The organism is Streptomyces sp. CA189, from assembly GCF_056428985.1.
In genome coordinates, this window is sequence record NZ_JBWJVM010000031.1 from 60,621 (window position 1) to 85,934 (window position 25,314).

Annotated in this window: 21 protein-coding genes and 1 pseudogene; 14 read left to right on the plus strand and 8 right to left on the minus strand. The window is 73.4% G+C overall.

The genetic code is table 11. The features are described from left to right. The first annotated feature begins 101 nt into the window (after positions 1-101). The 5 genes from AC061S_RS22920 to AC061S_RS22940 all read left to right on the plus strand — a co-directional run bounded on the left by AC061S_RS22920 (position 102) and on the right by AC061S_RS22940 (position 6,461). Positions 102-746 carry a hypothetical protein gene (locus AC061S_RS22920; protein WP_478687821.1) on the plus strand — a complete coding sequence of 215 codons (645 nt, stop codon included), beginning with the start codon at positions 102-104 and terminating at the stop codon, positions 744-746. A gap of 62 nt (positions 747-808) precedes the next feature. Next, complete coding sequence (locus tag AC061S_RS22925) at positions 809-1,921, plus strand: peptidoglycan-binding protein (RefSeq protein ID WP_478687822.1); 1,113 nt, start codon at positions 809-811, stop codon at positions 1,919-1,921. Then, the gene (locus AC061S_RS22930) at positions 1,918-2,646 is read left to right on the plus strand and encodes an ABC transporter ATP-binding protein (RefSeq protein WP_478687823.1); all 729 of its coding nucleotides are present in this window, start codon (positions 1,918-1,920) and stop codon (positions 2,644-2,646) included. The genes AC061S_RS22925 and AC061S_RS22930 overlap by 4 nt, the downstream gene beginning before the upstream one ends. Next, positions 2,643-3,830: an ABC transporter permease gene (locus AC061S_RS22935; RefSeq protein ID WP_478687824.1), complete on the plus strand. Its 1,188-nt coding sequence runs from the start codon at positions 2,643-2,645 to the stop codon at positions 3,828-3,830. Before AC061S_RS22930 ends, AC061S_RS22935 begins: the two co-directional genes overlap by 4 nt. Positions 3,831-3,932: 102 nt before the next feature. Continuing rightward, positions 3,933-6,461, plus strand: a complete 2,529-nt coding sequence (locus AC061S_RS22940; RefSeq protein WP_478687825.1) for a protein kinase domain-containing protein — start codon at positions 3,933-3,935, stop codon at positions 6,459-6,461. On the opposite strand, the gene AC061S_RS22945 is transcribed toward AC061S_RS22940, so the two are convergent. Both AC061S_RS22945 and AC061S_RS22950 read right to left on the minus strand, forming a co-directional pair. Continuing rightward, positions 6,458-6,988: a GNAT family N-acetyltransferase gene (locus AC061S_RS22945; RefSeq protein ID WP_478687846.1), complete on the minus strand. Its 531-nt coding sequence runs from the start codon at positions 6,986-6,988 to the stop codon at positions 6,458-6,460. The genes AC061S_RS22940 and AC061S_RS22945 overlap by 4 nt on opposite strands. A gap of 171 nt (positions 6,989-7,159) precedes the next feature. Next, positions 7,160-8,142: pseudogene (locus AC061S_RS22950) on the minus strand (IS701 family transposase); the annotation flags it as partial. Positions 8,143-8,392: 250 nt separating this feature from the next. Here AC061S_RS22950 and AC061S_RS22955 point away from each other — a divergent pair. Next, positions 8,393-8,863, plus strand: a complete 471-nt coding sequence (locus AC061S_RS22955) for a flavodoxin family protein (protein WP_478687826.1) — start codon at positions 8,393-8,395, stop codon at positions 8,861-8,863. Positions 8,864-8,927: 64 nt separating this feature from the next. Here AC061S_RS22955 and AC061S_RS22960 read toward each other — a convergent pair whose 3' ends face one another. Further along, complete coding sequence (locus AC061S_RS22960; RefSeq protein ID WP_478687827.1) at positions 8,928-9,974, minus strand: M4 family metallopeptidase; 1,047 nt, start codon at positions 9,972-9,974, stop codon at positions 8,928-8,930. Between the two features lie 181 nt (positions 9,975-10,155). Here AC061S_RS22960 and AC061S_RS22965 point away from each other — a divergent pair, with 181 nt between their 5' ends. The 5 genes from AC061S_RS22965 (at position 10,156) to AC061S_RS22985 (ending at position 15,411) form a co-directional block, all read left to right on the plus strand. After that, positions 10,156-10,890 carry an RNA polymerase sigma factor gene (locus AC061S_RS22965; protein ID WP_478687847.1) on the plus strand — a complete coding sequence of 245 codons (735 nt, stop codon included), beginning with the start codon at positions 10,156-10,158 and terminating at the stop codon, positions 10,888-10,890. After that, positions 10,887-11,804, plus strand: a complete 918-nt coding sequence (locus AC061S_RS22970) for a hypothetical protein (protein WP_478687828.1) — start codon at positions 10,887-10,889, stop codon at positions 11,802-11,804. Before AC061S_RS22965 ends, AC061S_RS22970 begins: the two co-directional genes overlap by 4 nt. A 95-nt stretch (positions 11,805-11,899) precedes the next feature. After that, on the plus strand, positions 11,900-12,631 hold the full coding sequence (locus AC061S_RS22975) for a hypothetical protein (RefSeq protein WP_478687829.1): 732 nt from the start codon (positions 11,900-11,902) through the stop codon (positions 12,629-12,631). A 73-nt stretch (positions 12,632-12,704) separates the two neighbouring features. Next, on the plus strand, positions 12,705-14,882 hold the full coding sequence (locus AC061S_RS22980; protein ID WP_478687830.1) for a bifunctional polysaccharide deacetylase/glycosyltransferase family 2 protein: 2,178 nt from the start codon (positions 12,705-12,707) through the stop codon (positions 14,880-14,882). Positions 14,883-14,946: 64 nt separating this feature from the next. Further along, complete coding sequence (locus AC061S_RS22985) at positions 14,947-15,411, plus strand: hypothetical protein (protein WP_478687831.1); 465 nt, start codon at positions 14,947-14,949, stop codon at positions 15,409-15,411. Here the strand turns inward: AC061S_RS22985 and AC061S_RS22990 are convergent. From AC061S_RS22990 to AC061S_RS23000, 3 genes are all read right to left on the minus strand, one after another. Then, a complete protein-coding gene (locus AC061S_RS22990) occupies positions 15,408-16,061 on the minus strand; it encodes a disulfide bond formation protein B (protein ID WP_478687832.1) in 654 nt (217 codons plus the stop codon). The two genes, AC061S_RS22985 and AC061S_RS22990, sit on opposite strands and share 4 nt — an antisense overlap. Before the next feature lie 12 nt (positions 16,062-16,073). Further along, positions 16,074-16,232, minus strand: a complete 159-nt coding sequence (locus AC061S_RS22995) for a hypothetical protein (protein WP_478687833.1) — start codon at positions 16,230-16,232, stop codon at positions 16,074-16,076. A gap of 95 nt (positions 16,233-16,327) precedes the next feature. Next, complete coding sequence (locus AC061S_RS23000) at positions 16,328-17,266, minus strand: LysR family transcriptional regulator (RefSeq protein ID WP_478687834.1); 939 nt, start codon at positions 17,264-17,266, stop codon at positions 16,328-16,330. Positions 17,267-17,411: 145 nt separating this feature from the next. Here AC061S_RS23000 and AC061S_RS23005 point away from each other — a divergent pair, with 145 nt between their 5' ends. The 3 genes from AC061S_RS23005 to AC061S_RS23015 all read left to right on the plus strand — a co-directional run bounded on the left by AC061S_RS23005 (position 17,412) and on the right by AC061S_RS23015 (position 20,353). Further along, a complete protein-coding gene (locus tag AC061S_RS23005; RefSeq protein ID WP_478687835.1) occupies positions 17,412-18,674 on the plus strand; it encodes a VWA domain-containing protein in 1,263 nt (420 codons plus the stop codon). Further along, a complete protein-coding gene (locus AC061S_RS23010; protein WP_478687836.1) occupies positions 18,674-19,456 on the plus strand; it encodes a hypothetical protein in 783 nt (260 codons plus the stop codon). The genes AC061S_RS23005 and AC061S_RS23010 overlap by 1 nt, the downstream gene beginning before the upstream one ends. Before the next feature lie 132 nt (positions 19,457-19,588). Then, a complete protein-coding gene (locus AC061S_RS23015) occupies positions 19,589-20,353 on the plus strand; it encodes a class I SAM-dependent methyltransferase (protein ID WP_478687837.1) in 765 nt (254 codons plus the stop codon). A gap of 9 nt (positions 20,354-20,362) precedes the next feature. Here the strand turns inward: AC061S_RS23015 and AC061S_RS23020 are convergent, their stop codons facing one another. Both AC061S_RS23020 and AC061S_RS23025 read right to left on the minus strand, forming a co-directional pair. Beyond that, entirely contained in the window at positions 20,363-24,076 is a 3,714-nt protein-coding gene (locus tag AC061S_RS23020; protein WP_478687838.1) for an SAV_2336 N-terminal domain-related protein, read from the minus strand. Then, on the minus strand, positions 24,073-25,218 hold the full coding sequence (locus tag AC061S_RS23025; protein ID WP_478687839.1) for an AAA family ATPase: 1,146 nt from the start codon (positions 25,216-25,218) through the stop codon (positions 24,073-24,075). Before AC061S_RS23025 ends, AC061S_RS23020 begins: the two co-directional genes overlap by 4 nt. Positions 25,219-25,314 lie beyond the last annotated feature (96 nt).

Sequence of the window (25,314 nt, forward strand, 5' to 3'; positions counted from 1 at the left end):
GCAGGCGGGTTAGCCGGTGGTTAGGCGCGCGATCACAGGTGGCTCACCGCGTGGACCGTAGAACTTGGGCGTTCGTCAGGAACGCCCAGAGGAGTGTGGACATGCGAAGCGCATCCGCGGTACGCGGCCGGTCGGTACGAGGCCTGCACGGTCTGCGGGGCCCGCGCGGTCTGCGAGGCCTGCACGGTCTGCGAGGCCCGCGCGGTCTACGAGGCCTGCGCGGACTACGAGGCCTGCGCGGACTGCCGGCCGCGGCCGCCGCGGCGGGGGTGCTGGCCCTGGCCGGCTGCTCGGACCCCGCCCCGGCGCCCGAGGTCGCCGGGGCCCAGCGCGGGGGTCAGGGCAAGCCGCAGGACGACAACACGGTCCGCAGGGCCTGGGTGGACTGCATGCACAAGCAGGGGCAGACGAGCGTCGAGCAGGACAAGGACGGCAACATCGGATTCCCGGCCGCGAGCACGGACTCGGGCCTGCCCTCCGGGTACGACACCGCGAGCCGGCTGTGCGACGAGAAGGTGCCCGGCATCCACCAGGTCCAGCGGGCCGACAAAGCCAAGTTCGTGGAGATGGCCCGCAAGTGGGTCGACTGCGCCCGCAAGAACGGCTACTCCGACATGCCCGACCCGGATCCCAAGGACGCCGCGGTCGTCATCCCGCGCGCCGTGTTCGACCCGGCCAAGTGGGATGCCGCCTCGCGCGCCTGCGATGCGCAGTTCCCGCTGCCCGGCTACCGGATCGGTGAGTGACCGTGACCCGCACGGCGGAACCCGTTGAACGCGTGGGACCCGTGGAACCCCTGGAACCCGTAGTGCGCGGGAAGAAGCGCGGCAGGGTCCTCGTCCCGCTGCTGGTGGTCGCCGTGGTGGCCGGGGCCGGGGCGGTCGCCGTCGCCCGCCCGTGGGACCGCTCCGCCGGGGGGACCGAGCGGGAGGGTGTGCAGTACGGCCTCGCCCCGGTGGAGCAGGGCTCGCTGTCCAGCAGCATCCAGCTCACCGGCTCGCTCGTGTACGACGCGCCCACCCCCGTCCTCCCGGCGGGCAAGGGCACCCTCACGGGGCTCCCGGCCGTGGGCGCCGTCGTCAAGGCCGGACAGAAGCTCTACGAGGTGGACGGACAGCCGGTGGTGCTGATGGTCGGAGACCGCCCGATGTGGCGCGATCTGGGCCCCGGTGTTCCCGCCGGCCCCGACGTGGAGCAGCTGAAGCGCAACCTGGTCCGACTCGGCCACGCCAAGGGGCTCGGCCTGGCCGCCGACCAGAAGTTCACCCCGGCCACCGCCATCGCCGTGAAGCGCTGGCAGAAGTCCCTGGGCCTCCAGGAGACCGGCACGGTCTCCCTGGGCGGCATCACCATGCTGCCGCAGGAGTCCCTGCGCGTGCAGCAGGTCGGCGCACAGCTCGGCGCGGTCCTGGGCGGTTCATCGGTCATGACCGTGACCCGCGAGGACCTGGTGGTCGCCGTGCGGCCCGCCGAGAACCAGCTCTCCCGGTTCACACCGGACGGGCGGGTCCGGATCAAGCTGCCCGACGGCTCCGCGGTCGAGGGGCGCATCCGTTCGCTGATCCGCGGCTCCGGCCCCGGCCCCGGCGGGGAGGACGGCTCCGGCGGGTCGGGCGGCGGCTCCGGAGAGGGCCCGGGCGGTGCGAAGACCACCGTGACGATCGTGCTGGACGGCCAGGAACAGGCGCGGCGGGCGGGCCAGTCCGCGGTGACCGTCACCCTGGTGGGCGACACCGCCGAGCACGCGCTCATCGTTCCGGTCACCGCGTTGCTCGCCCTGGACGGCGGCGGCTACGGCGTACGGGTCTCCGACGGCCCCGCGCCCCGGCTGGTCAAGGTCCAGCTCGGCCTGATCGCCGACGCCAAGGCGCAGATCACCGGCGACGTCCGGCCCGGCGCGCAGGTGGTGATCCCCAGGTGACGCCTCCCCCGGCGGCGAACGCCGCCCCCGTGCTGGAGTTGTCCGGCATCGTCAAGGAGTATCCGGGCACGCCCCCGCTGCGCATCCTGCACGGCCTCGACCTCACCGTCGAAGCCGGCGAACTCCTCGCCGTCGTCGGCCCGTCCGGCTCCGGCAAGTCCACCCTCCTCGCGCTGCTCGGCTCGCTCGACCGGCCCACCTCGGGCCGGCTCCGCTTCGAGGGCCGCGACCTGGCCGGTCTGTCCGACCGGGAGCTCGCCGCACTGCGGGCGCACCGGATCGGTTTCGTGTTCCAGCAGTTCTTCCTGCTGTCCGGACTCACCACCGTCGAGAACGTAGCGACCGGGTTGCTGTACGCCGGGGCACCGATCGCCGAGCGGCGCGCGAGGGCGACCGAGGCGCTGCGCTCCGTGGGCCTCGGGCACCGGCTGGGCCACCACCCCGACCAGCTCTCGGGCGGTGAGAAGCAGCGCGTGGCGATCGCCCGCGCGCTGATCGGCCGCCCGGCGCTGCTGCTCGCCGACGAGCCCACCGGAGCGCTGGACAGTGCTTCCGGTGCCTCCGTCGTCGATCTGCTGCGCACCCTGAACGCGAACGGCACCACGGTGGTGGTCATCACCCACGACCGCGAACTGGCCGCCTCGTTCCCCCGACGGGTCGGCATCCAGGACGGCCGCATCGCGTTCGACGAACGCGTCCCGCAGCCCACCGGAGCCGGCCGATGAAGACACGTCGTAGCCGGCTGCGCCCCATGGACCTGCTGCGCCTGGGCATGATCGGACCACGGACCCGCACGATGCGTTCCGCGCTGTCCGCGCTGGGCATCTCGCTGGGCATCGCCGCGGTGGTCGCGGTCACCGGCATCTCGAACTCCAGCCAGCAGCACCTGCTGGCCCGGCTGGACCAGCTCGGCTCCAACCTGATCACCGTGGCCCCCGGCAAGGGGCCCGACCAGCAGCCGGTGCCGCTCCCGCTCACCGCGGAGAAGATGCTCTCCGCCATCGCGCCCGTGCAGCAGACCACCGCCACCGGGGCGACCAAGGCCCAGGTGTACCGCAACGACCTGATGCCGGCGCAGCAGACCGGCAGCATCACCGTGCTCGCCGCGCGCCTCAACCTGCTCGAAGTCCTGCGCGGCGAGCTGCTCGGCGGGCAGTGGCTGGACGGCGCGAGCGAGAACCTCCCGGTGACCGTGCTCGGTGACCAGACCGCTCAGCGCCTCAGCGTCACCCGACCGGGCGAGCGGGTATGGCTGGGCGGACAGTGGTACGAGGTCGCCGGCATCCTGGCCCCGAACGAACTCGCCCCCGAGCTGTCCACCGCGGCCCTGGTCGGCTGGCCGCAGGCGGTCGTCCACCTGGGCGCGGACGGCAGCGCCGCGACCGTCTACCTGCGGTCGCACTCCGAACGCGTGCCCCAGGTCCAGGCGGTGGCCGCGGCCACCGCGCATCCCGGCAGCCCGACCATGGTCGCGGTGAGCCGGCCCTCCGATCTCCTCCTGGCCCGCAACGAGACGGAGAACAGCCTCACCGCACTCGTACTCGTCCTGGCCGGCGTGGCGTTGCTGGTGGGCGGCGTCGGGATCGCCAACACCATGGTCGTGGGCGTGATGGAACGCCGCGGCGAGATCGGGCTGCGCCGCGCCCTGGGTGCCCGGGGCGGCCAGATCTCGGCGCAGTTCCTGCTCGAAGCCGTGCTGATGGGCTTCATCGGCGGGATGGGCGGACTGCTCCTCGGCAGCCTGACCGTGTACGGCTACGCGCTGGTCCAGGGCTGGTCGGCGGCCATCCCGCTCTACACCCTGGTCGCCGGCCCTTCGGTCTCGGTGGTGGTGGCCGCACTCGCCGGGCTCTATCCCGCGCTGCGGGCCGCCAGGGCCTCCCCCACCGAGGCCTTGCGTTCGGCGTGACCCGGACGGTCGGCAGAGGCTGGGGAGTGCCTTCGCCGTAGGAGTGCGCAGGTCCGGGGTAGGGTGCCGCCGACGGACGTACTCGGGTGGGCGGGGCGGGACATGACACTGCGGGACGGGGATCCGCGCGCGATCGGCGGGTATGTCCTGATCGCCCGGCTGGGTTCCGGCGGGATGGGGACGGTGTACTCGGGGCGGGCCGCTTCGGGGCGGCTCGTCGCGGTGAAGCTGGTGCACCAGCAGTTCGCCGACGACCCGGAGTTCCGGACCCGGTTCCGGCAGGAGGTGGCGGCAGCCCGGCGGGTGAGCGGGGCCTTCACCGCCGCGGTGGTGGACGCCGACCCGGACGCGGAGCGCCCCTGGATGGCCACCCAACTGGTGCCGGGATGGACCCTGGGCGCGCGGGTGAAGGCGGACGGGCCGCTGCGCGGGAGCGCGCTCCGCGTGCTCGCGCTGGGACTGGTGGAGGCGCTGCGCGAGCTGCACACCACCGGGGTGATCCACCGTGACCTGAAGCCGGACAACGTCATGCTGACGGACGACGGGCCGCGGGTCATCGACTTCGGGATCTCGCGGGCGGCCGGGCAGCAGACGCTGACCTCGACCGGGCAGATCCTGGGGACGCCGCCGTACATGTCGCCGGAGCAGTTGTCGGCTCCGGCCCGGGTGCGGGCTTCGTCGGACGTGTTCTCCCTGGGGTCGGTGCTGGCGTTCGCGGTGACCGGGCGGGGACCGTTCGACGCGGAGTCGCACTACATGACGGCCTACCGCGTGGTCTCGGAGGCGCCCGACATCGGGGGGCTGGCCGATTCCCTACGGGCCGTGGTCGGTGCGTGCCTCGCCAAAGAGGCGGCCGCCCGGCCGGGACCGGACGAGCTGTTGGCCGCGCTGGCGCAGATCCCGGCGGCCGACTGGGAGAGCCCGCTCCGGGAGGACGGGGACCCGGGCGGGGAGGCGCGCAAGCCCCTCGGGGCCGGGACCTGGACCGGCTCGCGGGCCGGCGCGGAGGCGGATCCGGCGGCCGGTGCCGGTGCTGACGCCTCCGCCGGTGCTGACGCCGCCGGCGATGCCGATGCAGCGGCCGCGGGCGGCCCGGCAGGATCGCCCGCCGCCTCCGCTGACGGAGCCGAAGACACCGACGGGCCGCTCACCCGCCGTTCCGGGCCGCCGACCGGGCCCGCCGGAGACATGGCGGCCGGCCGGCCCCGGCGGCTGCGCGGGCCCCGCGGGCGCGCCCTGCTCGCCGGGGTGCTCGCGGCTTCGCTGCTGGCCGGCGGCGGGGTCTACCTGCGGCTCTCCCAGCCGGACGGCGGTACGCGGGACAACGCCAAGGCCCCCGGGTCGTCCGCGGGCCCCTCCGGGACGCCCGGCCCCTCGGGCAGCCCCGGCGCGGCCACGCGCAAGCCCTCCCCGCCGGCGGTCACCGGGACCCTCGCCCCGTACGTCGCCACCGACGGCGGCAGCCCGGCCGGCAGCCGCGCCTACGCGGACACGCCCGCCCGGCGCCCCGCCGGATGGCGGGCCTGGGACGGCGACGACCACATGGGGTCCTGCGTGTACGCGGACTCCTCGCTGGTGTGTACGTCGCCCCGCCCCGGCGGTGAGCTGCCCGGCGACGGACTCAGCCGGTTCGACGCCGCGACCGGCGAGCTGCTGTGGGGGCAGATGCTGGAAGACGTCGTGGACGGGCAGGCCCCGCTGGTGGCCCCCGGGGCGGTCACCGGAACCCACACGGTGATCGTGCCCGGCATCAAGGGGTTCACCGCGCTGGACCTCGTCGACGGCACCCCCCGGTGGGAGTTTTCCACGAAGGAGAAGCTGAAGCGGGCGGTCCTGGACGCGGACGGCAGCCGGGTGTTCGCGGTCTCCGCGTCCGGCACGGTCACCGCCCTGGAGACCCGGTACGGGAAGCTCCTGTGGCAGCAGGCGGTGTCCGGGTCCGAGGACGGCTACCCGGCGCTGCGGGTCGACGGGGACCGGGTGTACGTACAGGGGCGGACCCAGAACGCCGACATGGGGTTCCAGACCTTCGTGACCGCCCTCGACGGGGCCACGGGGAAGAAGCTGCCGTTCGGGACCCCTCAGGACGGCACCCGGTTCGCGATGCCCGGGACCTGCGAGACCCGCGGGCTGACCCTGGCCAGGGACTTGTACGAGGCGACCGTCTTCCTGTGCAGCAAGGAGAACGGGGCGGGTGTGCTGCGCGGCGAGCCGGCCCGGCGGCGGAGCGCCGACCTGCCGTACGCCGGAACGACCCTGTCCGGGCCCGCCGCGGCCGGGGACAAGGTGTACCTGATGGCGACCGCGGCGGGCGGCGAACCGGGCTTCATGGAGCTCAACCAGGAGTCCGGCGGCGCCGTGTGGCGGATTCCGCTGGCGAAGGAGTGCACCGACCCGGAGCGCCCGGAGGCCGCGAACGCGGTGGTGGTGACCGACGGGCTGGCGTACGTACGGTGCCGGACCTCGGGCGTGGTCATCGACCTGGCCTCGCGCAAGCAGACCGGCCGGTTCACCGTTCCGGGCGGCGTCCGCCCCGGAACGGACGGCCCGGCCGGCTTCCTGGTGGTGGGCGGAATCGTCTTCACCCCGACCGCCAAGGGCTGGTCCTCCGTCGAACCCTCCCCGGTCTAGAGCCTGCCCGGGAGGGTGAAGCGCCAGTTGTTGGCGGGGTGGTACTGGCCCGGCGGGTACTCGTGCACCGTTTCGGCGAGGAGGGTGAAGCCCACCGCCCGGCAGACCGCGTTCGAGGCCTCGTTCGCCACCCGGGGGAAGGCGTGAACGCCCGGACGGCGGTGCGCCGGGGAGAGGGCGGCCAGGTGGGCGAGGAGGGCTCGGACGGAGGTCGCCGCCCAGCCCTGGCGCTGGTGCTCGGGGAGGACGCCCCAGCCCACTTCGAAGATCGGCTCTCCGTCGTGCTCCCTCGGCGCGAAGGAGACCGTACCCACGGTGTCTCCCGTCGCGGATTCCACCCGGAACACCCGGCCCTCGTGTGCGGCGTTCGCTCTCATGGCCGTCCAGCGGCGGTGGCGGGCGAGCAGGGCACTGTCCGGTTCGGGGCCGCCGAGGTGACTCGTCATCTCCACGGTGTTGCGGCGCCGGAGCAGCCAGAGGTCGCTGTCCGCCCAAGGGCGCAGACGCACCGGTCTCGTCGTGTGCATGAGGCAAGGAAACAGCACGGGGTCGGCGGCCGGCACCCGGTTTGTTCCCACCGCGGGACGGTCGACCAGCTCGCCCGGGTGCCCGCCGAGGACTTCGAGTGGGCTACGTCTCCCGCCCCACGTCCAGTACTCCAGCTGCAGGTCGTCGGGGCTTGGCCGGTGGGCAGGTTCCTCGGCCCGGACGACGGCCAGGAAGGCGTGGGCGAGCATGGCGAGGGTGACCCAGCGACTCCAGGATGGGTAGCGGCGGACCTGGTGCTCATCGAGCCCGGCCAGGCCCTTCTCGGTCTGGAAGGTCTCCTCCACCCGCCGCCTGGAGCCAGCCGTCTTGACCAGGGTGTGCAACGGGACCGGCGCGGTGGAATGGCAGCGGTAGTAGGCGAGCTCGCCGGTGGTGCGGTTGCGCCGAATCAGTAGCTGGCGGTAGCCAGGCGCCGGTTCGGCGAGGTCGATGACGGCCCAGTCGTAGTAGCGGTGGCCCTTCGCGCCGCGTCCGGCCGACAGTTTCTGCCAGGCCCGCCTGGGCAGCTTCGCCGCCAACGCGTCGGCGCGGAACCTCCCTGCCTTGGTGGCTACTTCGGCCGAGCAGGCCACCGCGAGCACGTAGCCCAAGCCGCGTTCCTCCAGGGCCGCCCGCAGCTTCGGGTTGCCGCCGTATACCTCGTCGCCGGTCACCCAGTCCACCCGGTGCCCGGCGTCCAGGAACCGTTCGATCATCACGCGGGCCAGTTCCGGCTTGGTGGCGAAGACGGCGTCCTCGCCGAGCCCGGCCGCCCGGCAGCGATCCGGGTCCAGGATCCAGCAGTGCGGGACATACAGCTCCCGGTCCACCGCCGCGTGCCCGCGGGCACCCGCGTAGACAAGAAACACAGCGACCTGGGAGTTCTCGATCCGACCGGCGGTGCCGGTGTACTGGCGCTGGACCCCGACGGTGTGGGTGCCCTTCTTCACGTCGCCACATCGTCACGCACAGCATCGGCGTCCCAAGAGGCCCGGCACAGCAGGTGCTGCATGCCGTGCGGGTTCGCTTCTCCGGCCCACTCCGCGATCGTCCAGCAGTTCTTGCGCGGCAGGTCCGACATCAAGCCCATCATCAACCGGCCAACCCGCAGCCGGGGTTCGACCCGGGTGAACCGCCCCGCGATCCGGCCCATGACCACCTCGAACGCCTCCCGCCAACGACCGGGATCCATGCTGCGACCTGCGGCCACCGACTCCTCGTATGTCTTCACAAACAACGATGATCATCGGTGGCCGTACCCGTGCCCCGACCCGCCCCCACCAGCAAGATCGCGAGGAACTGATGCTGCCCCGACATGATGTGGCTGCCATCACACTCCGGTGGTGTCACATCCTGGGCCGCTGCCCTGTCCTATTACTGAAGCCGAAGAAGGGATCGTGAGGATGAAGGCCGTCATTGTGTGCGCCTCCGTGTCGCACGGAAATACGCGTCGTGTCGCCGACAGCATGGCCCAGGTACTGGGCGCGAAGGTCGTCTCACCCGAGCAGGCTGACCTGGCGGAGCTGGCCGGCGCCGACCTTGTGGGATTCGGCTCGGGTGTCTTCTATCAGAGGCTCCACCCCCGACTGACCGACTTCGTCAAGGCGCTTCCCACCAGGCGGGGCCGGGCATTCGTGTTCGCCACCAGCGGGCTCCCCGAGCTGCCGCTGGTTCCTTTCACCCGCCCCCTGGTCCGGCTCCTCGAAGGCAAGGGCTTCGAGGTGGACGGGAACTTCTCGTGCCGGGCGTTGGACACCATGATGCCCTTCAAGCTCGTCGGCGGCATCCAGAAACACAGGCCGAACGACGGGGACCTGGCCGCTGCGCGGGCGTTCGCCGCGCGACTGCGGGACGTGCGAGAGCCGGTGTCCTGACACATGCCGCTCCGGGGCTCTCCCGCATCCCCGACCAGCAAGATCACGATCTACAGCTGGAGTACTAGTCGATCCCGGGGATCTGTCGATCCCTGAACGCCGTCCGGACGGCGTCCGCAGCGCTCGTCCCGTGCATGCTCCGCGCGGTGGCGATCGTGGCGAGCGCCGCGTCCCGGAAGCTGGTGTCGGGGGCGAAGCCGAACTGCGCGTTGACGATGATGCGGTCGGCCGTTCTCGCGCCCAGGGCCCCGCGGATGTCGAAGAGGGCACGGGACCAGATCTCGCCGTCCGCGTGCACCTCGCCGGTGCGGTCCGCGTAGACCTTGTTCCCGTCGATGCGGCGCAGGCAGTGCGGGGCCGCGGAGTAGCCGACCGCGTCCCAGTCGGCCACGCACGCCGGGTCGGTCCCCCGCGGCCAGCCGCGGACGGCCCCGGCGTGGTCGCCGACCGTGACGGCCAGGTAGTCGCCGAAGGCCTCGCCTATCGCCCCGGCTTCCGGGGAGGTGCCGAAGCCGGGGACCTGCGCGTGGTGCACCGCGTGCCCGTACTCGTGGACGATGACCTCCGCGTCCTCGGCGTCGTCGACGCCGCCCTTGCCGAAGCGGATCTCGGCCTTCTTGTCGGTGAAGAAGGAGTTGTCGGCGCCCCACTGGTTGATGCGGACGGGCTGGGCGCGGTCGTTGGCTCCGGGCAGTTCGCTGCCGAAGCCGAGGCCTTGCAGGTACTCCTGCGCCTCGTTGACCCAGAAGTAGGCCATGACCTGCTCGAACTGGTCGTCGGCGCGGGTGTACCGGCCGGCCTCCAGGGCGGCGGCGGGCGCACCGGTCTCGGACCGGACGTACGCCCACCGGCCGGAAAGGCCCCCGCTGCCGTCCAGGTTGCGCAGCGCGGCCGAGGCGTAGGCGGAGTCGGGTACGGCGCCGGCCGAGTCCTTGGCGTCGACGAGCGTCTGATCACCGGTGGACTGGACGGGATTGACCATGAAGACGCGGCCCTGGGGCAGTCCGGACGCGGGTGGCGAGGCGTCGGCCGAGGCCGGTGCTGCCAGGCCGAGCAGGGTCAGGGACGCGATCACGGTAGCGGTACGGCCGCGGGAGGTACGGCGGGGCATGGACATCCTCCTGTGAGGGACGTGTGGTGCCGGAAGAACGTGCGTGGCGGGGTGCGGACGCGATCCTTGCTCAATGTCACGGCGTTTGACCAGACCCGGAGCGACCCGGAGACGGCGGGCGGGCGGCCGGGAGAGGGCGGCGAGACGGCCGGGGTGAGTCCTCGGGCGCGGGTGGCGCATGATGTCCCGCGTGCACAGTGCGGAGGAGTTCGGCGGAGCCGACAGCGAAGCGGGTATACCCGGGACCCGGGATGCCCCGGCAGACATGACGGGCGCCGTCCGGGCGGCGCAGCAGGGGGACGAAGCGGCCTTCCAGGCGCTGTTCCGCGCGGTGCAGCCCGTACTCCTGCGCTACTTGACCGTCCTGGTCGGCGAGGACGCGGAGGACGTGGCCTCCGAGGCCTGGCTCCAGATATCCCGGGATCTGGGCTCGTTCAGCGGGGACTTCGACGGGTTCCGCGGCTGGGTGTCGACGATCGGCCGGAACCGGGCCATGGACCTGCTGCGGCGGCGTCGCCGCAGGCCGGCCGTGAGCGTGCCGGTCGAGTACCTGCACGACCGCGCGGCCAGGGAGGACACCGAGGGGTCCGCGCTGACCACGATGGGGACCGGTGCGGCGCTCGCCCTGATCTCGCGGCTGCCCCGCGATCAGGCGGAGGCCGTGCTCCTGCGGGTGGTGATGGATCTGGACGCGGAGAGCGCCGCGCGGGTGCTGGGGAAGCGGGCCGGGGCGGTACGGATGGCCTCGCACCGCGGGCTGCGCAAGCTCGCCAAACTCCTCGAACAGCAGGGGGTGGCGGGTGCCGTGGGGAGCGGGGGCATACCGGGTGAACCGGGCGGTCCGGGGCGGTCCGAAAAAACTTCCGCCCCAGGAGTGACACCGACGACGGCTCCGACGCTGAAGGGCACGAAATGAGCACCCACCGATCCCGCCGGATCGACCACGCCACGGCCGAGCAGCTGCTCGCCGGCGCCCGGTCGCAGGCGTCGGGCACGCCGGGTGCGTCCGGTACATCCGGGTTGAGCGAGTTGTCCGGCGTCCCGGACGGCCACGAGGCCCTCGCCGGGCTGCTCGCCGCCGCAGCGGCTCCGGCCGGGAAGGACGAACTGTCCGGCGCGCCGGAAGCCCTGGCCATGTTCCGGGCCGCCCGCCTCGCCCCCTCGGCCACCCCCGTCGCCGCGGCCGCAGCCGGAGCCGCGCCCGTACCCCTCCCGGTCTCCCGGAGGCGGTCGCCGCTCGCCCCGGCGACGCTCCTCGGCGCCAAGGTCGCCGCCGCCGTGCTGGCGGCCGCCCTCGGCGGTGTGGCCGTCGCGGCCGGCACGGGCAACCTCCCCACCGTCCTGGGCGGCACGCCCGAGCCCGACCGCCAGGCCGCCTCCCCCGCGCCCGGCACCCGGGTCGCGGACGCGCCGTCCCCCGGGGCCTCCGGCCGCTCGTCCGCAGCGGTGCCCGCCGACCTGGCCGAGCTGTGCCGGGCCTTCACCCGCGTCCCGGGTCCGCGCGCCGAAGAGGTCCTGGCCGAGCAGCGGTTCGCCGCGCTGGTCGCCGCGGCGGGAGGCCGGTCCGCTGTCGCGGACTACTGCGCTCCCGTCCAGGGCGGCGAACCGGAGCCGAGTGCCTCCGCGCCGGCGGCTTCACCGACGCGCAACCCGCGGGCCGGCACCCCCACGCATCCCGACAAACCCGAACCGAGCCGGCGTCCCGTCACCCCGGGGCCGAGCGCCGGTGAGCGCGGGCCCGGCAACCGCCCGCCGGGACCCCCGAGCACCGTCCCGTCCCCGCCCCGCAAGGACGTCCCGACCGGGCGCCCCCCGGGGGCGAACCCCTGACCCCGGACGGGCTCCGGTCCGGCGGAGTGCGGGTCGTCCCCCGTGTCCGTACCCCCGCCCGGTCCCCGTCCACCACCTGTAGAGGCTGTCCACCGATGCACCGACCACCGGGTTCCACGGCGGAACCGTATCCGCACGCGGCGTACGCGCCCGCGCCCTTGCCCGAGCCCGGGTACGTCCCCGCGTACCCGCCCACGTACGCGCCCGCTCCCGACCCCTCCTCCGCGTACGCCTACGCGCCCGATCCAGCGCCCGCATACGTGCCCGAGTACGCGTACGCGCCCGATCCCGCGCCCACGTCCGAACCTCCGGGCACCGCACCCGCTTCCACCCCCACCGCCATCGCCACCCCCGCCACCGACCCGAGTCCCGTCTTCGTCGACTCCTCCGGCCGGCGCCAGCGTCGCGTACGGCGCCTGGGGTGGCTGCTCGTCCTTCCGGCCGTCGGCTACATCGTCCTGCTGCTGAGCTCCCTCTTCGGCGGGCCCACGCTGTCCTCCCCGCTCCTGCCGCTCCCCCACTCCTCGCAGGCCCCCGGGGCCGCGCAGAGCAAGGCGCCGAGCGCATCCCCGGCCCCCGGGTCCAGTGCCGCCCCGAAGCGCACCGGCGGCGCCGTGAGCGGTGCCACCCAGGCACCGGCCGCCCCGTCCGCAGCGAGCCCCGACCGCGGTGCCACTCCCCGGAACACGGCCGGCGCCACCGTCGCGCCCCCCGCGCACCCGGCACCCTCCGCCGCCAACGGGACCACGCCGGCTCCCGGCCAGACCAACCGCGGCCGGTCCACGTCCGCGCCCGGCCAGGGCGGCAAGCCGACCGCTCACCCCTGACCGGCCCCCGACCTCGCCCCCACCCCCACCCCGCTCAGGCACCAGCACCAGCACAGGCAGGAAGCACCTCCCCTTGTCGAAGAACCGCCGCCTCCCGCGCGGCCGGCACAGCACCGTTCGCAACGTCCCCCTGCGCACCCACTGGCTGCTGCTGACCACGCTGATCCTGACCCTCTCGGCGGCCCTGCTGCTCCAGGGCTACGTCACGCACATGTTCGACGGCACCGCCGACGGAGCCCACCGCGATCCGGGTCCGGCCGGCACCGTCCCGGAGCAGATCCGGACGGGCGGACCGGTGATCGAGGGATCCGCGGGACGGACCGCGGCCGTCAAACCCCGCACCATCGCCCTGACCTTCGACGACGGTCCGGACCCCCGGTGGACCCCGCAGATCCTGGACGTCCTGAAGCGCAACGACGTCCGCGCCACCTTCTTCACCGTGGGCGCGCAGGTCGCCGCCCACCCCGAGCTGGCGCGCCGGATCGTCGAGGACGGCCACCAGATCGGCGTCCACACCTTCACCCACACCGACCTCGGCACGGCCTCCCCCTGGCGCCGCTCCCTGGAACTGCGCGAAAGCCAGCTGGTCATCGCCGGTGCCACCGGAGTCACCACCCCCCTGCTGCGCCCGCCCTACTCCTCGACCAGCGCGGCGCTGAACGACAGCGCCTGGGACTCCGTCGTCCAGGCCGGCACCGAGGAGTACCTCACCATCCTCAGCACCCAGGACAGCCAGGACTGGCGCCGCCCCGGAGTCGACCAGATCGTGGCCAATTCCCTGCCCGAGGGCACCGAGGGCCAGATCCTGCTCCTGCACGACGCCGGCGGGGACCGCTCGCAGACCGTCGCGGCCCTCGAACAGCTCGTCCCCCGGCTGAAGGCCGCGGGCTTCCAGCTCGCCACCGTCACCGAGGCGACGGGCCTGCCCGCGGCCACGCACGAGGCGGCGACCGTGGACGCGTGGCAGGGCATCTCCCTCATCTACGCCCTGCGCGCCAGCGACTGGGTCCTGAGCGCGCTGTCCTGGCTGTTGTGGGCGGCGGGCGCCATCAGCGTGCTGCGCGCCGTGGCCGTCTTCACCGCGGCCCGCCGCCACGTGCGCAAGCGCCGGGAGCCGTGGGGAGCCCCCGTCACCGAGCCGGTCAGCATCATCGTCCCCGCCTACAACGAGAGCGCGGGCATCGAAGCGGCCGTCCGGTCCCTGCTGGCCTCGGACCATCCGGTGGAGATCATCGTGGTCGACGACGGGTCCACCGACGGCACCGCCGACATCGTCGAGTCCCTCCGGCTGCCGGGCGTCCGCGTCATCCGCCAGGCCAACGCCGGGAAGCCCGCCGCCCTCAACACCGGTATCGCCGCCGCCTCCTGCAACCTGCTCGTCATGGTCGACGGTGACACCGTCTTCGAACCGGACGCCGTCCGCATGATCGTCCAGCCCTTCGCCCACCGGCGCGTCGGCGCCGTCTCGGGCAACGCCAAGGTCGTCAACCGCGGCGGACTGCTGGGCCGCTGGCAGCACATCGAGTACGTGGTCGGCTTCAACCTCGACCGCCGCCTCTTCGACCTCGCCGAATGCATGCCCACCGTGCCGGGCGCGGTGGGAGCCTTCCGCCGCGAGGCCCTCCTGCGCGTCGGCGGCGTCAGCGACACCACCCTCGCCGAGGACACCGACCTCACCATGGCCCTGTGCCGTGACGGCTGGCGCGTCGTCTACGAGGAGCGGGCCAAGGCCTGGACCGAGGCCCCGGCCACCCTCGGCGCCCTCTGGAAGCAGCGCTACCGCTGGTGTTACGGGACCCTCCAGGCCATGTGGAAGCACCGGGGCGCCCTCACCCAGCGGGGCCAGGCCGGGAAGCTCGGCCGCCGGGGCCTGCTGTACCTCCTGATGTTCCAGGTGCTCCTGCCGCTGCTCGCCCCCGTGGTCGACGTGACCGCGATCTTCGGCCTGGTCTTCCTCGACCCGCTCCGGATCCTGGGCCTGTGGAGCGCCTTCCTGCTGCTCCAGCTCCTGATGGGTCTCTACGCCTTCCGCCTCGACAACGAACACCCCGGCCCGCTGTGGAGCCTTCCGCTCCAGCAGTTCGTCTACCGCCAGTTGATGTACCTGGTCGTCATCCAGTCCGTGTTCACCGCCATCGCCGGATCCCGCCTGCGCTGGCAGCGCATGGAACGCTACGGAAGCCTCCAGGTCCCCACCGCCGGGCCACCGCCCCGCAGCCCCGCCCCTCAGGACGCCGACTGGTCGCGCTGACGGCCCGGTTGCCAGGGGCGCATCTCGGTCGCCCGGACGGATCCGGCATGAGAGCCTCACGTCCGTGGCTACTGAATCCGAGGTGGGAGAGCTGTTGCACCAGCGCGGCTGGCGGACGGCATTCACGGTCGCTGAAAGGGTGAACGCGTGGGCTGCCCTGGTGAGCGTCATCGAGCGCGGCTACGGCGACGACATCTACGAGTACACCAACGACCTCTCCTGCCGAAACTGGCTGCACGAGGCGTGGCTCCTGCTGGACGAACACGTAGTCCAGCTCTGGACCCCGCGGATCAAGGCCCTGGACGACCAGTACAAGGCTGCGACCATCGACGACGACGGCCGAGCACTCGATCAGTTCCACAGGCTGCCCGGCCCCGACCTGTGGTGGTGGCGGCGCCACCCCCGCATCCTCACCGGAGACCTCGGGCGCTCGCTGCGCTCGGCCGGTGCCATCGGCACTGCCCCGGACACAGCACCGGACGAGCGTCGGGGCCTGGACGTCGGAGCCGCCGGTTCACACACGGCCTAGAACCACTGCCGGACTTGAACCAGCAGTTCGTACCCGGTCGGGTCACCGGGCATCTGCCAGTGGAAGCCCTGCAGGAAGAAGCAGGCGATGAGGTTGCTCACGGCGATGAAGGCCAGGACCGCCAGGGTGAAGGCGGCCGCGCGGCGCAGGGCGGGCGAGCCGGCCGCGGCGTCCAGGGGCCGGGCCCGGTCGGCCAGGACGAGGTTGGCGCCGGCGGCGAGGGCGGCCGTGAAGAAGGTGATCGCGGCCCAGGTGTAGAGGTGGAGGCCGAAGAGGGCGCCGGCGTAGCCGGGGTCCGGGGGCACGATGTGCATCAGCACCTGTGCGCCCGAGACGGTGCCGCCGATCATGGCGGAGACGATGGCGATGCCCCAGCCGGAGGCGAACTCCCCGGTGGTGACGGGGGCCTTGCGGGAGCGGGCGATGATCATGGCCGGCCCGATGGCGCTGAGCAGCATGAACATCCGCTGCAGGAGGCACATGGGGCAGGGGTACTCCCACAGCCCGAACTGGAAGACGTAGGCGCCGCCGATGGTGGCGCACATGCCGAGGACGTAGGCGTGGGCGAACCAGAGGCCGAGACGGTGCGAGAGCCCGGCGGGGCGGGCGACGGGGGTGGGGGTGGGAACGGTGGGGGCGGTGGTGGACATCGCTGCTCCTCCTCAGAAGCTCAGGTTGAAGGCGCGGTCGAGGTGGGGGAGGAACGCGAGGAGCGTGACGCTCAGGGTTCCCGCCCACAGCAGGAGCCGTGTTCTGCCCGGCCGGTCGCGAAGGACCGCCAGGACGCATACGGAGATCAGGAGGAAGAGGATGGTGTACATGGTGTCCCTGCTTCATCGGAGGCTTACGCATTCATCCTCCGGCGGGGACTTCCGGCCCGGTAGCGGCAACGGATCAATGGATCCATAGAGCGGATCTATGACCCCCCGGCCTCTACGATCCCCGCGGCGAGCTGCCTGCGGGCCAGGGCGTACAGGTCCCGCGCGGGGCCCGTGGGACGCCGGCCGGTGGGCCAGACGGCGCGCAGCGAGCGGCCGAGGTCGAGGCCGGTGACCGTCGGGGACCGCAGGGTGCCGGCGGCGAGTTCGTCGGCGACGGCGAGCGAGCTGAGGACCGCGGGCCCGCCGCCGCCGGCCACGGCGGTCTTGATGGCGGTGGTGGAGGCCAGTTCCAGCAGGGCGGAGGGCCGCCAGTCGGGCAGGTGGGCCGTGATCGCGCGCTCGAAGGCGGTGCGCGTACCCGATCCCGCCTCCCGCTGGATCAGCGAGGCGGCGGCGAGTTCGTCGAGGGTGATGGCGGTGCGCCTCGCCCAGGGGTGCGTCGGCGCCACCACGACGCGGAGCCTGTCCCTGGCCACGGCACGGCTCTCCAGCCCCTTCGGCGCACGGGGGCTCTCGATGAAGCCCAGCTCGGCGCGGCCGTCCAGGACCGCCCGGGCCACGTCGGCGGAGTTGCCCGCTTCGAGGGCGACGCTGGTGGCGGGATGCTGCGCCCGCAGCCCGATGAGCCACCTGGGGACCAGGTACTCGGCGACGGTCTGGCTGGCCGCGACCTTCAGGTGGGAGCTGCGCCGTTCGCGCAGGGCGCCGATGCCGGCGTCCAGCTCGTGCGCCGCGTCGATCACGGTCCGGGCCCACTCGGCGATCAGCGCCCCGGCCGGGGTGGGCTTCGAGCCGAGTGAGGAGCGTTCCAGTACGGGAAGGCCGACGAGCTTCTCCAGGTAGCGGATCCGGGAGCTGGCCGAGGGCTGGCTGATGCCGTGCGCCTCGGCGGCCCGCCCCAGGCTGCCGAGCTCGATGACGCTGAGCAGCAGGTCGAGGGCGGGAAGGTCGGGGACGCGCGGGGAGAGGGGCATAGAGCCACTCTATGGATGCATCGGCCCGGTACCGGGACGCGCCGGGCTTTCCGCGAGCGCGTCGGCCGACTCCGGCGGCTCCTGAACCGGTGCTTGAACCGGTGCTCGGTTTGGCGGGTGCGGGGAATCTCAATACGATCCGGCGATGATCACTAGAAGACGGGTGAGGGCCAGTGCGTGCGGCCTGTTCGTCACCCTCGCTGTCGGGTTGTTCCCGGCAGGCGCCGCCGCCGGTGAACCGGTGGCGAAAGAAGCTCCCAAGGTCGAGTTGGTGCTGGACGTCAGCGGCTCGATGCGCGCGCAGGACATGGACGGCCAGACCCGGATGTCCGCCGCGAAACAGGCGTTCAACGAGGTGCTGGACGCCGTACCCGACGAGGTGCAGCTCGGCATACGGACCCTGGGCGCCAACTACCCGGGCCCCGACAAGAACCTCGGCTGCAAGGACACCAAGCAGCTGTACCCGGTGGGCCCCTTGAACCGGACCGAGGCCAAGGCGGCGGTGGCCACGCTCGCCCCCACCGGCTGGACGCCCATCGGACCGGCGCTGCTCGGAGCCGCCGAGGACCTGAAGGGCGGCGACGCCACCCGGCGGATCGTGCTCATCACCGACGGCGAGGACACCTGCGCCCCGCTCGACCCCTGCGAAGTGGCGCGGGACATCGCGGCCCAGGGGATCCACCTGGTCATCGACACGCTCGGGCTCGTTCCCGACGTCAAGACCCGCGACCAGCTGATCTGCATCGCCGAGGCCACCGGCGGCACGTACACCGCCGTACAGCACACAGCCGAACTCTCCGGCAGGGTCCGGCAGCTGGTGGGCCGGGCGGCCACGCCGGTGGTCAATCCGGTGGCCACCGAGGGCGCCAAGCAGTGCGCGGGAGCACCGGAGTTGAAGCCCGGTCTCTACAGCGACCGCGAGAGCTTCGCGGAGCACCGCTGGTACCGGGTCTCCGTAGCGCCGGGCCAGGAGCTGCGGGCCTCGGTCAGCATCGGGGCCGACCGCGCCGTGAACAACGACTACGGCGTGCTGCTGCGCGCCACGACGCTGAGCGGCCGGGAGATCGTACGCGGCCAGGAGGCCGGTGACGGGCGGACCGACCTGATCTCGTCCGGGCTGCGCTATCCCAAGGCCGGGAGCGCCGACGACGAGGAGCCGGCCGAGACCGTGTGCCTCCAGGTCAGCAACTCCTTCTCGGCGCCCGCCTCGGTCAAGACCACCCCGGGCATGCCGGTCGAGATGACCATCGACGTGGTGGACGGCCCGGACGGGGCCTCCGACGTGGCCTCCTTCGGCCTCGGACGCGGCTGGTGGCTGCTCGGCGCCCTGGCGCTCACCGGCCTCCTCGCCGGACTGGTGTGGGGCTGGGTCTCCCGCTGGCGTATCGCGGTCTGGAGGACCAACTGATGAGTGCCCTGAGACGTGATCGAAGCGTGCGCCGCGCGCTGACCGCCGCCCTGCTCGTGGGCGGCGGCCTGCTCGGGGTGGCGGCCTCGCCGTCGCCGAGCCCGAGCGGCACCGGGGAGGCTCCGACCGAGGCCGGCACGGCCTTCCGTACCGCCACCCCGATCCAGTTGGGCCAGGAGGCCACGGCCGACGCCTCCACCGGCGACTACCTCTACTGGGTGCTCCCCCTGGACTCGGGGCAGCGCGCCACCGTACGGGCCTCGGTCACCCTGCCCGCCGCGACCGGCCGGCACTCCGCCTCCACCTGGCAGCTCGACGTGTACGACGGCCTGCGCCGCCGCCAGCCCTGCACGTACGGCACGCAGACCGGTACGGCCGCCAAGGACGCCGCGACCGTCGACCTGTCCTGCACCCTGCGCCCGGTCCGCTCGGGCGCCGACCAGTGGGCCAACGACCCGCTGCCGGGGGCCTATTACCTCCGGCTCACCGTCACCGACCTGGCGACGGAGGACCTCGGCCAGCCGGTACGGGCACGCCTGCGGGCCGACGCCCAGGACGTCGGCGGCGCCTACGCGGCCGACAACGCCCTGGCCGTGCCGCTCGTCCCCGGAGCCGGCACGGCGTCCGGCGTCGCACCGGCCGACGGCTGGTCGGGCACCTGGTGGTCGGACCGTTGGATCTGGACGGCGGCCGGCGGGCTGCTCGCCGGCCTTGCCGGCATCGGCGGGTACCGCCTGACCCGCGGCGCGGGTCGCCCGGCACGGGTACCGCCCACCGCTTGACGCCTGGCACCCGGGTGCGGGACCGAAACGCCCCGCACCCGGGATCCGTGCAGCATCCACACAACGGAGTCGTTGCCTCCCCCCTGAATCCGTCGAGATGATGCGCCACACATGCACATCGGGGGGCGGTACATGGACAACGGTGAAACACGGGGCGATCAGTACGACGACGAGTCGGAGGACTACGTCGCCTACTGGCAGGGGCGCGACTACGAACACGCGGCGGAGATAGCCGCGGTCAAACGGCTGATCGGCTGGCGCCGTTACGGACTGGCCTGCGAAGTGGGCGGCGGATTCGGGCGGTTGAGCCCGGTCCTCAAGGAGTACGCGGACCGGGTCATGATGTTCGACCCGAGCGCCAAGCACGTGGCCATCGCCGGGCGGCTGCTGGCCGATCACCCCGGGATCACGGCGCACCACATGCGCCCCGGGCACCTTCCGCTGGACGACGGATCGGCCGATCTCGTCTCCATGGTCCGCGTCATGCACCACCTGCCCGACCCCGGACCCACGCTGAGCGAGATCGCGCGCGTACTGAAGCCCGGCGGCCGCGCCCTGATCGAGGTGGCCAACTCCGCGCACATGCTGAACAAGCTGCGCTACGCGAAGCGGCTGCGCGGCATCCCGCGCGGGCCCGTGGACATCCGCTCCGCCGAGAAGGTGGCCGAGGGCAGCATCCCCTTCGTCAACCACCATCCCGGCACCGTCGTACGGCAGTTCACGGAGGCCGGGCTGCGGGTCGAGGACAAGCTGTCCGTGTCCAACATGCGCAGCGGCCGGCTGAAGCGGAGCGTGGGCGAGGACCGCCTGCTGGCGGTCGAGCAGCGCATCCAGAGCCCGCTGGCCGCCCTCAACTTCGGGCCCAGCCTGTTCTTCCTGCTGCGGCGGGAGGTCTGATCCCCGGACTCACGGCCCGGCCCGGGCGGCGCCCCCGTCGGCGCCGCCCAGGCTGAACGTCGCGGCGCCCGAGGGCGGCAGGAGCGGGCGCCATGCGGCGGGGAGCCGTCCGGGCTCCGCGAAGGTCACGTTCGAGAAGCTGCCCTCACCCGTGAAGTCGGCGTCGTCGAAGGTCACCCGGTCGGCGAAGTCCGTGGCCGAGAAGGCCGTCCGCGTGGCGAAGGTGGCCCGGTCGAAGGTGGTCCGGTCCATGAAGCGGACCTCGTCGAACCGGACCGTGGATCCCCATACCGCGGCCGCGAAGGAGGCAGGCCCCATGAAGGCGGTCAGCTTCCACTCGGTACGGCCGTGGAAGACCGTGTGCGCGAACTCCGCGTTCCCGAGCACCCGCATCCGGCCCATCCGTGCCCTGCCCCACAGTTCGGCCCCGGCAATGTCCAGGCCACCCGCGAACGCGGTGTCCGTGAAATCCGCCTCTCCACCGAAGTCCGCCCTCATGAAATGGGCTTCACCGTCGACGACACCTCCGGCGAACCCGAAGTCGCGCCGGAACACGGTTCGCCCGAAGGACACACCGGCCTTGAAGCGGGCCGCGGAGAAGCCGGCCAGGCCCTCGAAGGAGGCCCGGTCGAAGGAGGCCCGGCCCTCGAACTCCGCCCCGGCCGTCGCCCAGTCGGTGACGAAGCGCGCCCGGTCGAACAACGCGATCCCCAGTCTCACGCGGCCCGTCGGGGCTTCACGCAGCACGCGCAGCAGGCGTTCGAGCAGGTCATCGGAGAACGTGGTGCCCCGCATGTCCACCTCTGCTCCCGGACCCAGAGCACGGAGGAAGCCGGTCCGGGCCGCACCCGTCGCGTGGCGGAGGCAGCGCCTGATTCCCGGCAGCCGAGCGCCGATGCACCCACCCGGAAGCTCCGCGCCTGCCCCGTACCCGCAGCGCGGCCAGGCAACGGGCGGGGCGTCGATCCTCAACTCGGCATCGATCAGCTCTCTCGCCACCACGGCGGAGTCTTCGAGCAGGAGCGCCCCGCGCGGCTCCGTCCCCGGCACCGGATGCGCCGACCCCGCCGCCTGGAACTCCAGTCCGTCCAGTTCGCGCAGCGGTTCCCCCCTCACGACGAGGACCGTTCCCACGGCAGCGAGGCCGCTGGGCCGCTTCGCGCGTTCCGTTCGGCGGAGCAGTTCCAAGGCCTCGTCGGCCGCGGGACCGCGTATCCCGTCCTCATTGACCGTGAACCGCCCCCTGGTCAGGGCGACCACGAGGGAAGCCCCCCATTCGCCGGGGCCCGCGCGCAGCCGTGCCAGTGTCCCTGGAAGTGCGGCCAGGATCAGTCCGGCCAGTCCGAGAGCGTCCGGCTCCGTCAGGGGAATGAACAGCCCCCCGTCCTCGCCAAGCGCGGCCCGGGCCTCGGCTCCGGAACTCGCCTGCGCCCCCATGAGGAGTCTGAGGAGTTCCTGGTACACCGACCGGCCGGCCGGGCTCCGCTCGCCGTGGAACCGTACCGTCATGCAGATGCCGTATTCCTCGATCCCGGCACGCGGGCGCCCGTACACGAGCCCGCGGAAATCGCTCCGTTCGAGCAGCGCCTGCCCCGTCAGGAACACCATCCGGTCCGGGAGCACCGTGTGCACGATGCCGATGAGCAGGCCGTCCCGGGAGACCGGGGCGCCCGCGTAGTGGTTCCAGACCTCCGGCTCGGGGGCGAGACGAATGAGCTCCCCGTTGCGCTCCCCGTCGTACGGGAGGACCTCACCGGTCAGCGCCACCGCCTCGCCCTGGTCGGTCGAGCCATCCACGACGAGGTGCTCCCCCGGGGCCGCGAACCCTTCCCCCCAGGTTGCCGCCATCGTCCGGTCCCGATCCGTCCAGACCGCGCGGTCCACGAGGTCGACCTCGGAGACGAGCAGCACCACCTGGGGCACCGCCCCGTCTCCCCAGGACAGGTGGCAGGGAAAGTCCTCACCCTCGACCCGGACCCAGGCAGCGGCGCTCGCCCGCTGGGTGTGCGCCGCCTCGCCGACCGTCAGGACCAGCCGGGGCGACAACAGCACGCCCACCGCCTGCGGCTCCGACTGCGGCTCGAAGCGGACCCGTACCACCCGGTCGGCCAGCCCCGACTCCGGTCCGGCGTCGAGGGCGAACGGCACGGCGTCGGTGGCGACTTCTCTCCGCCCTGCGCCCCGTGGTGCGAGGCGGATCGCCGTGAAGTCCCGGCCGGTGCCGCGGTGGCGGGACATGTACTCCCACACGCGCCGCCGCACCAGCTCCCGTACGGCGGCCACGTCCCCGCGCAGCTGCGAGCCGAGCAGGGCCTCCCGTACCCCGGGCAGGAACTCGAACTGGACCGCGTCCGCCTCCTGTTCGCCGTCCCAGGGGGCGAGCAACCCGCCCAGGGCCACTTCCGCGAGGTGGCCGTGCTCGGAGTCCCGCAGCAGGGAGCGGCGTACGAGGGTCATCACGGGCAGCGTGAGCGGCACGGCGGCCAGGTGGTCGGCCAGGCGCTGCGCGGTCGGCGAGGCGCTCGCGCGGAAGCGCTCCACCGCCTCCAGGGGGTCCGGGAAGAACTTCGGTGCCCCGGGTGTCCCGTACGGGGCCTCGCGCGCGGGCTCCGCATCGAGGCGCAGGCACGCGAGGCGCCGCCAGCGGCCGTCGCCGGACACCACCCGCACCAGCCGGGCCAGGCTCCCGGAGGCGATGCCGACGACGGGGATCACCGGCCCGCCGCCGCGGGCCCGCCGGGCCATCGGGACCCGCTGCCAGGAGCGGGTGGCCGCCGCGGGCCGGTCCGCGCGGACGGCGAAGGGGACCGGCCGGACCGCCCCGCGGGTCCAGAGCCGCTCGGGCAGGACGTTCAGTACGGCCACCGCGTTGTGCGCCGACCACTGCCGGAGCACACCGCGCAGCGGGGCTTCGCGCCAGCCGCCGGCGACCGTGTCGGAGAGGACCAGGATCAGCCGCCGGCCCGCCGGGTCGACCAGCTCCAGGGGGTTGCGGGGCGGGCTGTCGCGATGGTGCGCGACCATGGGTGTGCCGCCGGGGCCGGTGCCCGTGAGCCGCCAGGCCCTCACGTCGCGGAAGACTCCGCTGCGGGTGAGGAGCCCGCGCACCTCCTCCACCAGGTCGGACCAGAGCAGCATCGAGTGGTGGGAGTCGACGACCAGGGCCACGTCCAGCCAGCGGCTCTCGGCGGGGCGCAGGACCGGGGTGAGCACCATCCGCTCGATGCTGCGCTCGACGGTGAGCTGTTCGTCCAGCTCCTCCCCCGGGCCGCCGATGTTGCGGCGGCCGATCGGGCGCAGGGCGCGCATCAGGGCGAGCGGGTCGTCGAGGCTGGCGGCGCGCGGCAGCCGCACCGCGGTGCCCCGGCGCACGGCGGGGGCGGGCGCGCCGCCGCCGGCGCCGGCGCCGCCTCCCGGGGCCCGGCCGGTGGCGGGGTCCGCCGGGCCTTCGAGGGCGGGGGCGGGAGCGGGGGCGGCCGCGGGGAAGTACTGGACTCCCGGTCCGCCGGCGCCGCCGCGTGCCGCGGCGGGCAACTCCAGCCCGTTGGCGGCGGGTTCGGGTCCGGCCTCCGGGGGGATCCCGGGAGGCTCCGGGCGGAGGGCGGCCGCGTCCACCCGGGTGGCGAGCCACAGGATGTCGGCGATCTCCTCCGCCCCGACCCCGGGGTGCGGGCCACCGTCCTCGGCGCCCTCGGCCAGGGCGGCGAGGAGGTTCTCGATCACGCGGAGGGCCCGGTGAGGTGGTGCATGACGGTGGCGAGGAAGCGCTCGCGGTCGCCGGGGGCGGACCAGGCTCCGGCCAGCCGGAGCTGGATGGCGTTGAGGAGCTGGTCTGTGGCGAGGTCGCCTTCCTCGGCGCGTTCCAGGAAGCTCTGGACGAGATCGCGGTACTCGTCGCTGTGCTCGATGTCGACTCCGAGCCGGCCGCGCACGATGCGGGCGAGTTTGTCGGGTCCCGGCGGGTCCAGGTGGAGGCGGACGCAGCGCCGCAGGAAGGCGGGCGGGAAATCGCGTTCGCCGTTGCTGGTGAGGACGACGATGGGGAAGTACCGGCACTGGACGCGGCCTTGGGAGATCCGGACGACCTCCTCCGTGTCGTCGTCGGTGCCGATGGCGACGGTGGGGGCCTCCTTGACGAGCCGGGCGAGCTCGGGGATGACGAAGCCGCCGTCCTCGAAGGCGGTGAGGAGGTCTCCGGGCAGGTCGATGTCGCCCTTGTCGATCTCGTCCACGAGCAGGACGCGGGGGCGGTCCTGGGGCAGCAGCGCCGTACCGAGGGGGCCGAGGCGCAGGTAGCGGGCGATCGACGGACCGCCGCCCTCGGCGGGAGCGGAGCCGGGAGCGGAGCCGGGAGCGGAGCCGGGAGCGGAGCCGGCGGTCGCGGCGGGAGGTGCGGCCTGGGCGCGGGCCGCCGGCGGCTCGGCGCCGGGCGTGCGCAACTGCTCCAGCCCCGCCTCCTGGAGGCGGCCGATCGCGTCGTACAGGTACAGGCCGTCGCGCAGGACGGTGCGGCTGGTGACCGGCCAGTGCAGTACCGGTCCCAGGCCGAGGTCGGCGGCGATGCTGGAAGCGAGCGTGGACTTGCCGACGCCCGGCTTGCCGGTGATCAGGAGCGGCCGGCGCAGGTGCAGGGCCGTGTTGACCACGTCCTTCTCCAGCTCGTCGGGTACGTAGCCCTCGCCGCGCCGCCAGGTGCGCTCCCAGGCCGGTCCCTCGCAGCCCGGGGGCGTGTACCCCGGGTCGGGGACGCCCTTGAAATCGCGCCAGGGCGGTGGCGGTCCGGCCTCCAGCCTGGTCCGGCGCTCGGCGGCCTCGCCGGTCCCTTGGTACAGCCACCAGTCCTTCACCACAGCCTCTGCCTCCATCGTGGGTGTCGCGGGCCGTCGCCGCGAGCGGTCTTCGGGATCGGTGCCGGATTCGGTGCCGGATGCGGAGTCGAAGTCGAAGTCGGGGGCGGGATC

Excerpts from the sequence above, each read along its gene's own strand:
- AC061S_RS22920 (WP_478687821.1), top strand. The coding sequence starts at position 102 with ATGCGAAGCGCATCCGCGGTACGCGGCCGGTCGGTACGAGGCCTGCAC.
- AC061S_RS22935 (WP_478687824.1), top strand. The coding sequence starts at position 2,643 with ATGAAGACACGTCGTAGCCGGCTGCGCCCCATGGACCTGCTGCGCCTG.
- AC061S_RS22940 (WP_478687825.1), top strand. The coding sequence starts at position 3,933 with ATGACACTGCGGGACGGGGATCCGCGCGCGATCGGCGGGTATGTCCTG.
- AC061S_RS22945 (WP_478687846.1), bottom strand. The coding sequence starts at position 6,988 with ATGCACACGACGAGACCGGTGCGTCTGCGCCCTTGGGCGGACAGCGAC.
- AC061S_RS22955 (WP_478687826.1), top strand. The coding sequence starts at position 8,393 with ATGAAGGCCGTCATTGTGTGCGCCTCCGTGTCGCACGGAAATACGCGT.
- AC061S_RS22960 (WP_478687827.1), bottom strand. The coding sequence starts at position 9,974 with ATGCCCCGCCGTACCTCCCGCGGCCGTACCGCTACCGTGATCGCGTCC.
- AC061S_RS22965 (WP_478687847.1), top strand. The coding sequence starts at position 10,156 with ATGTCCCGCGTGCACAGTGCGGAGGAGTTCGGCGGAGCCGACAGCGAA.
- AC061S_RS22970 (WP_478687828.1), top strand. The coding sequence starts at position 10,887 with ATGAGCACCCACCGATCCCGCCGGATCGACCACGCCACGGCCGAGCAG.
- AC061S_RS22975 (WP_478687829.1), top strand. The coding sequence starts at position 11,900 with ATGCACCGACCACCGGGTTCCACGGCGGAACCGTATCCGCACGCGGCG.
- AC061S_RS22990 (WP_478687832.1), bottom strand. The coding sequence starts at position 16,061 with ATGTCCACCACCGCCCCCACCGTTCCCACCCCCACCCCCGTCGCCCGC.
- AC061S_RS22995 (WP_478687833.1), bottom strand. The coding sequence starts at position 16,232 with ATGTACACCATCCTCTTCCTCCTGATCTCCGTATGCGTCCTGGCGGTC.
- AC061S_RS23000 (WP_478687834.1), bottom strand. The coding sequence starts at position 17,266 with ATGCCCCTCTCCCCGCGCGTCCCCGACCTTCCCGCCCTCGACCTGCTG.
- AC061S_RS23005 (WP_478687835.1), top strand. The coding sequence starts at position 17,412 with ATGATCACTAGAAGACGGGTGAGGGCCAGTGCGTGCGGCCTGTTCGTC.
- AC061S_RS23010 (WP_478687836.1), top strand. The coding sequence starts at position 18,674 with ATGAGTGCCCTGAGACGTGATCGAAGCGTGCGCCGCGCGCTGACCGCC.
- AC061S_RS23015 (WP_478687837.1), top strand. The coding sequence starts at position 19,589 with ATGGACAACGGTGAAACACGGGGCGATCAGTACGACGACGAGTCGGAG.
- AC061S_RS23025 (WP_478687839.1), bottom strand. The coding sequence starts at position 25,218 with ATGGAGGCAGAGGCTGTGGTGAAGGACTGGTGGCTGTACCAAGGGACC.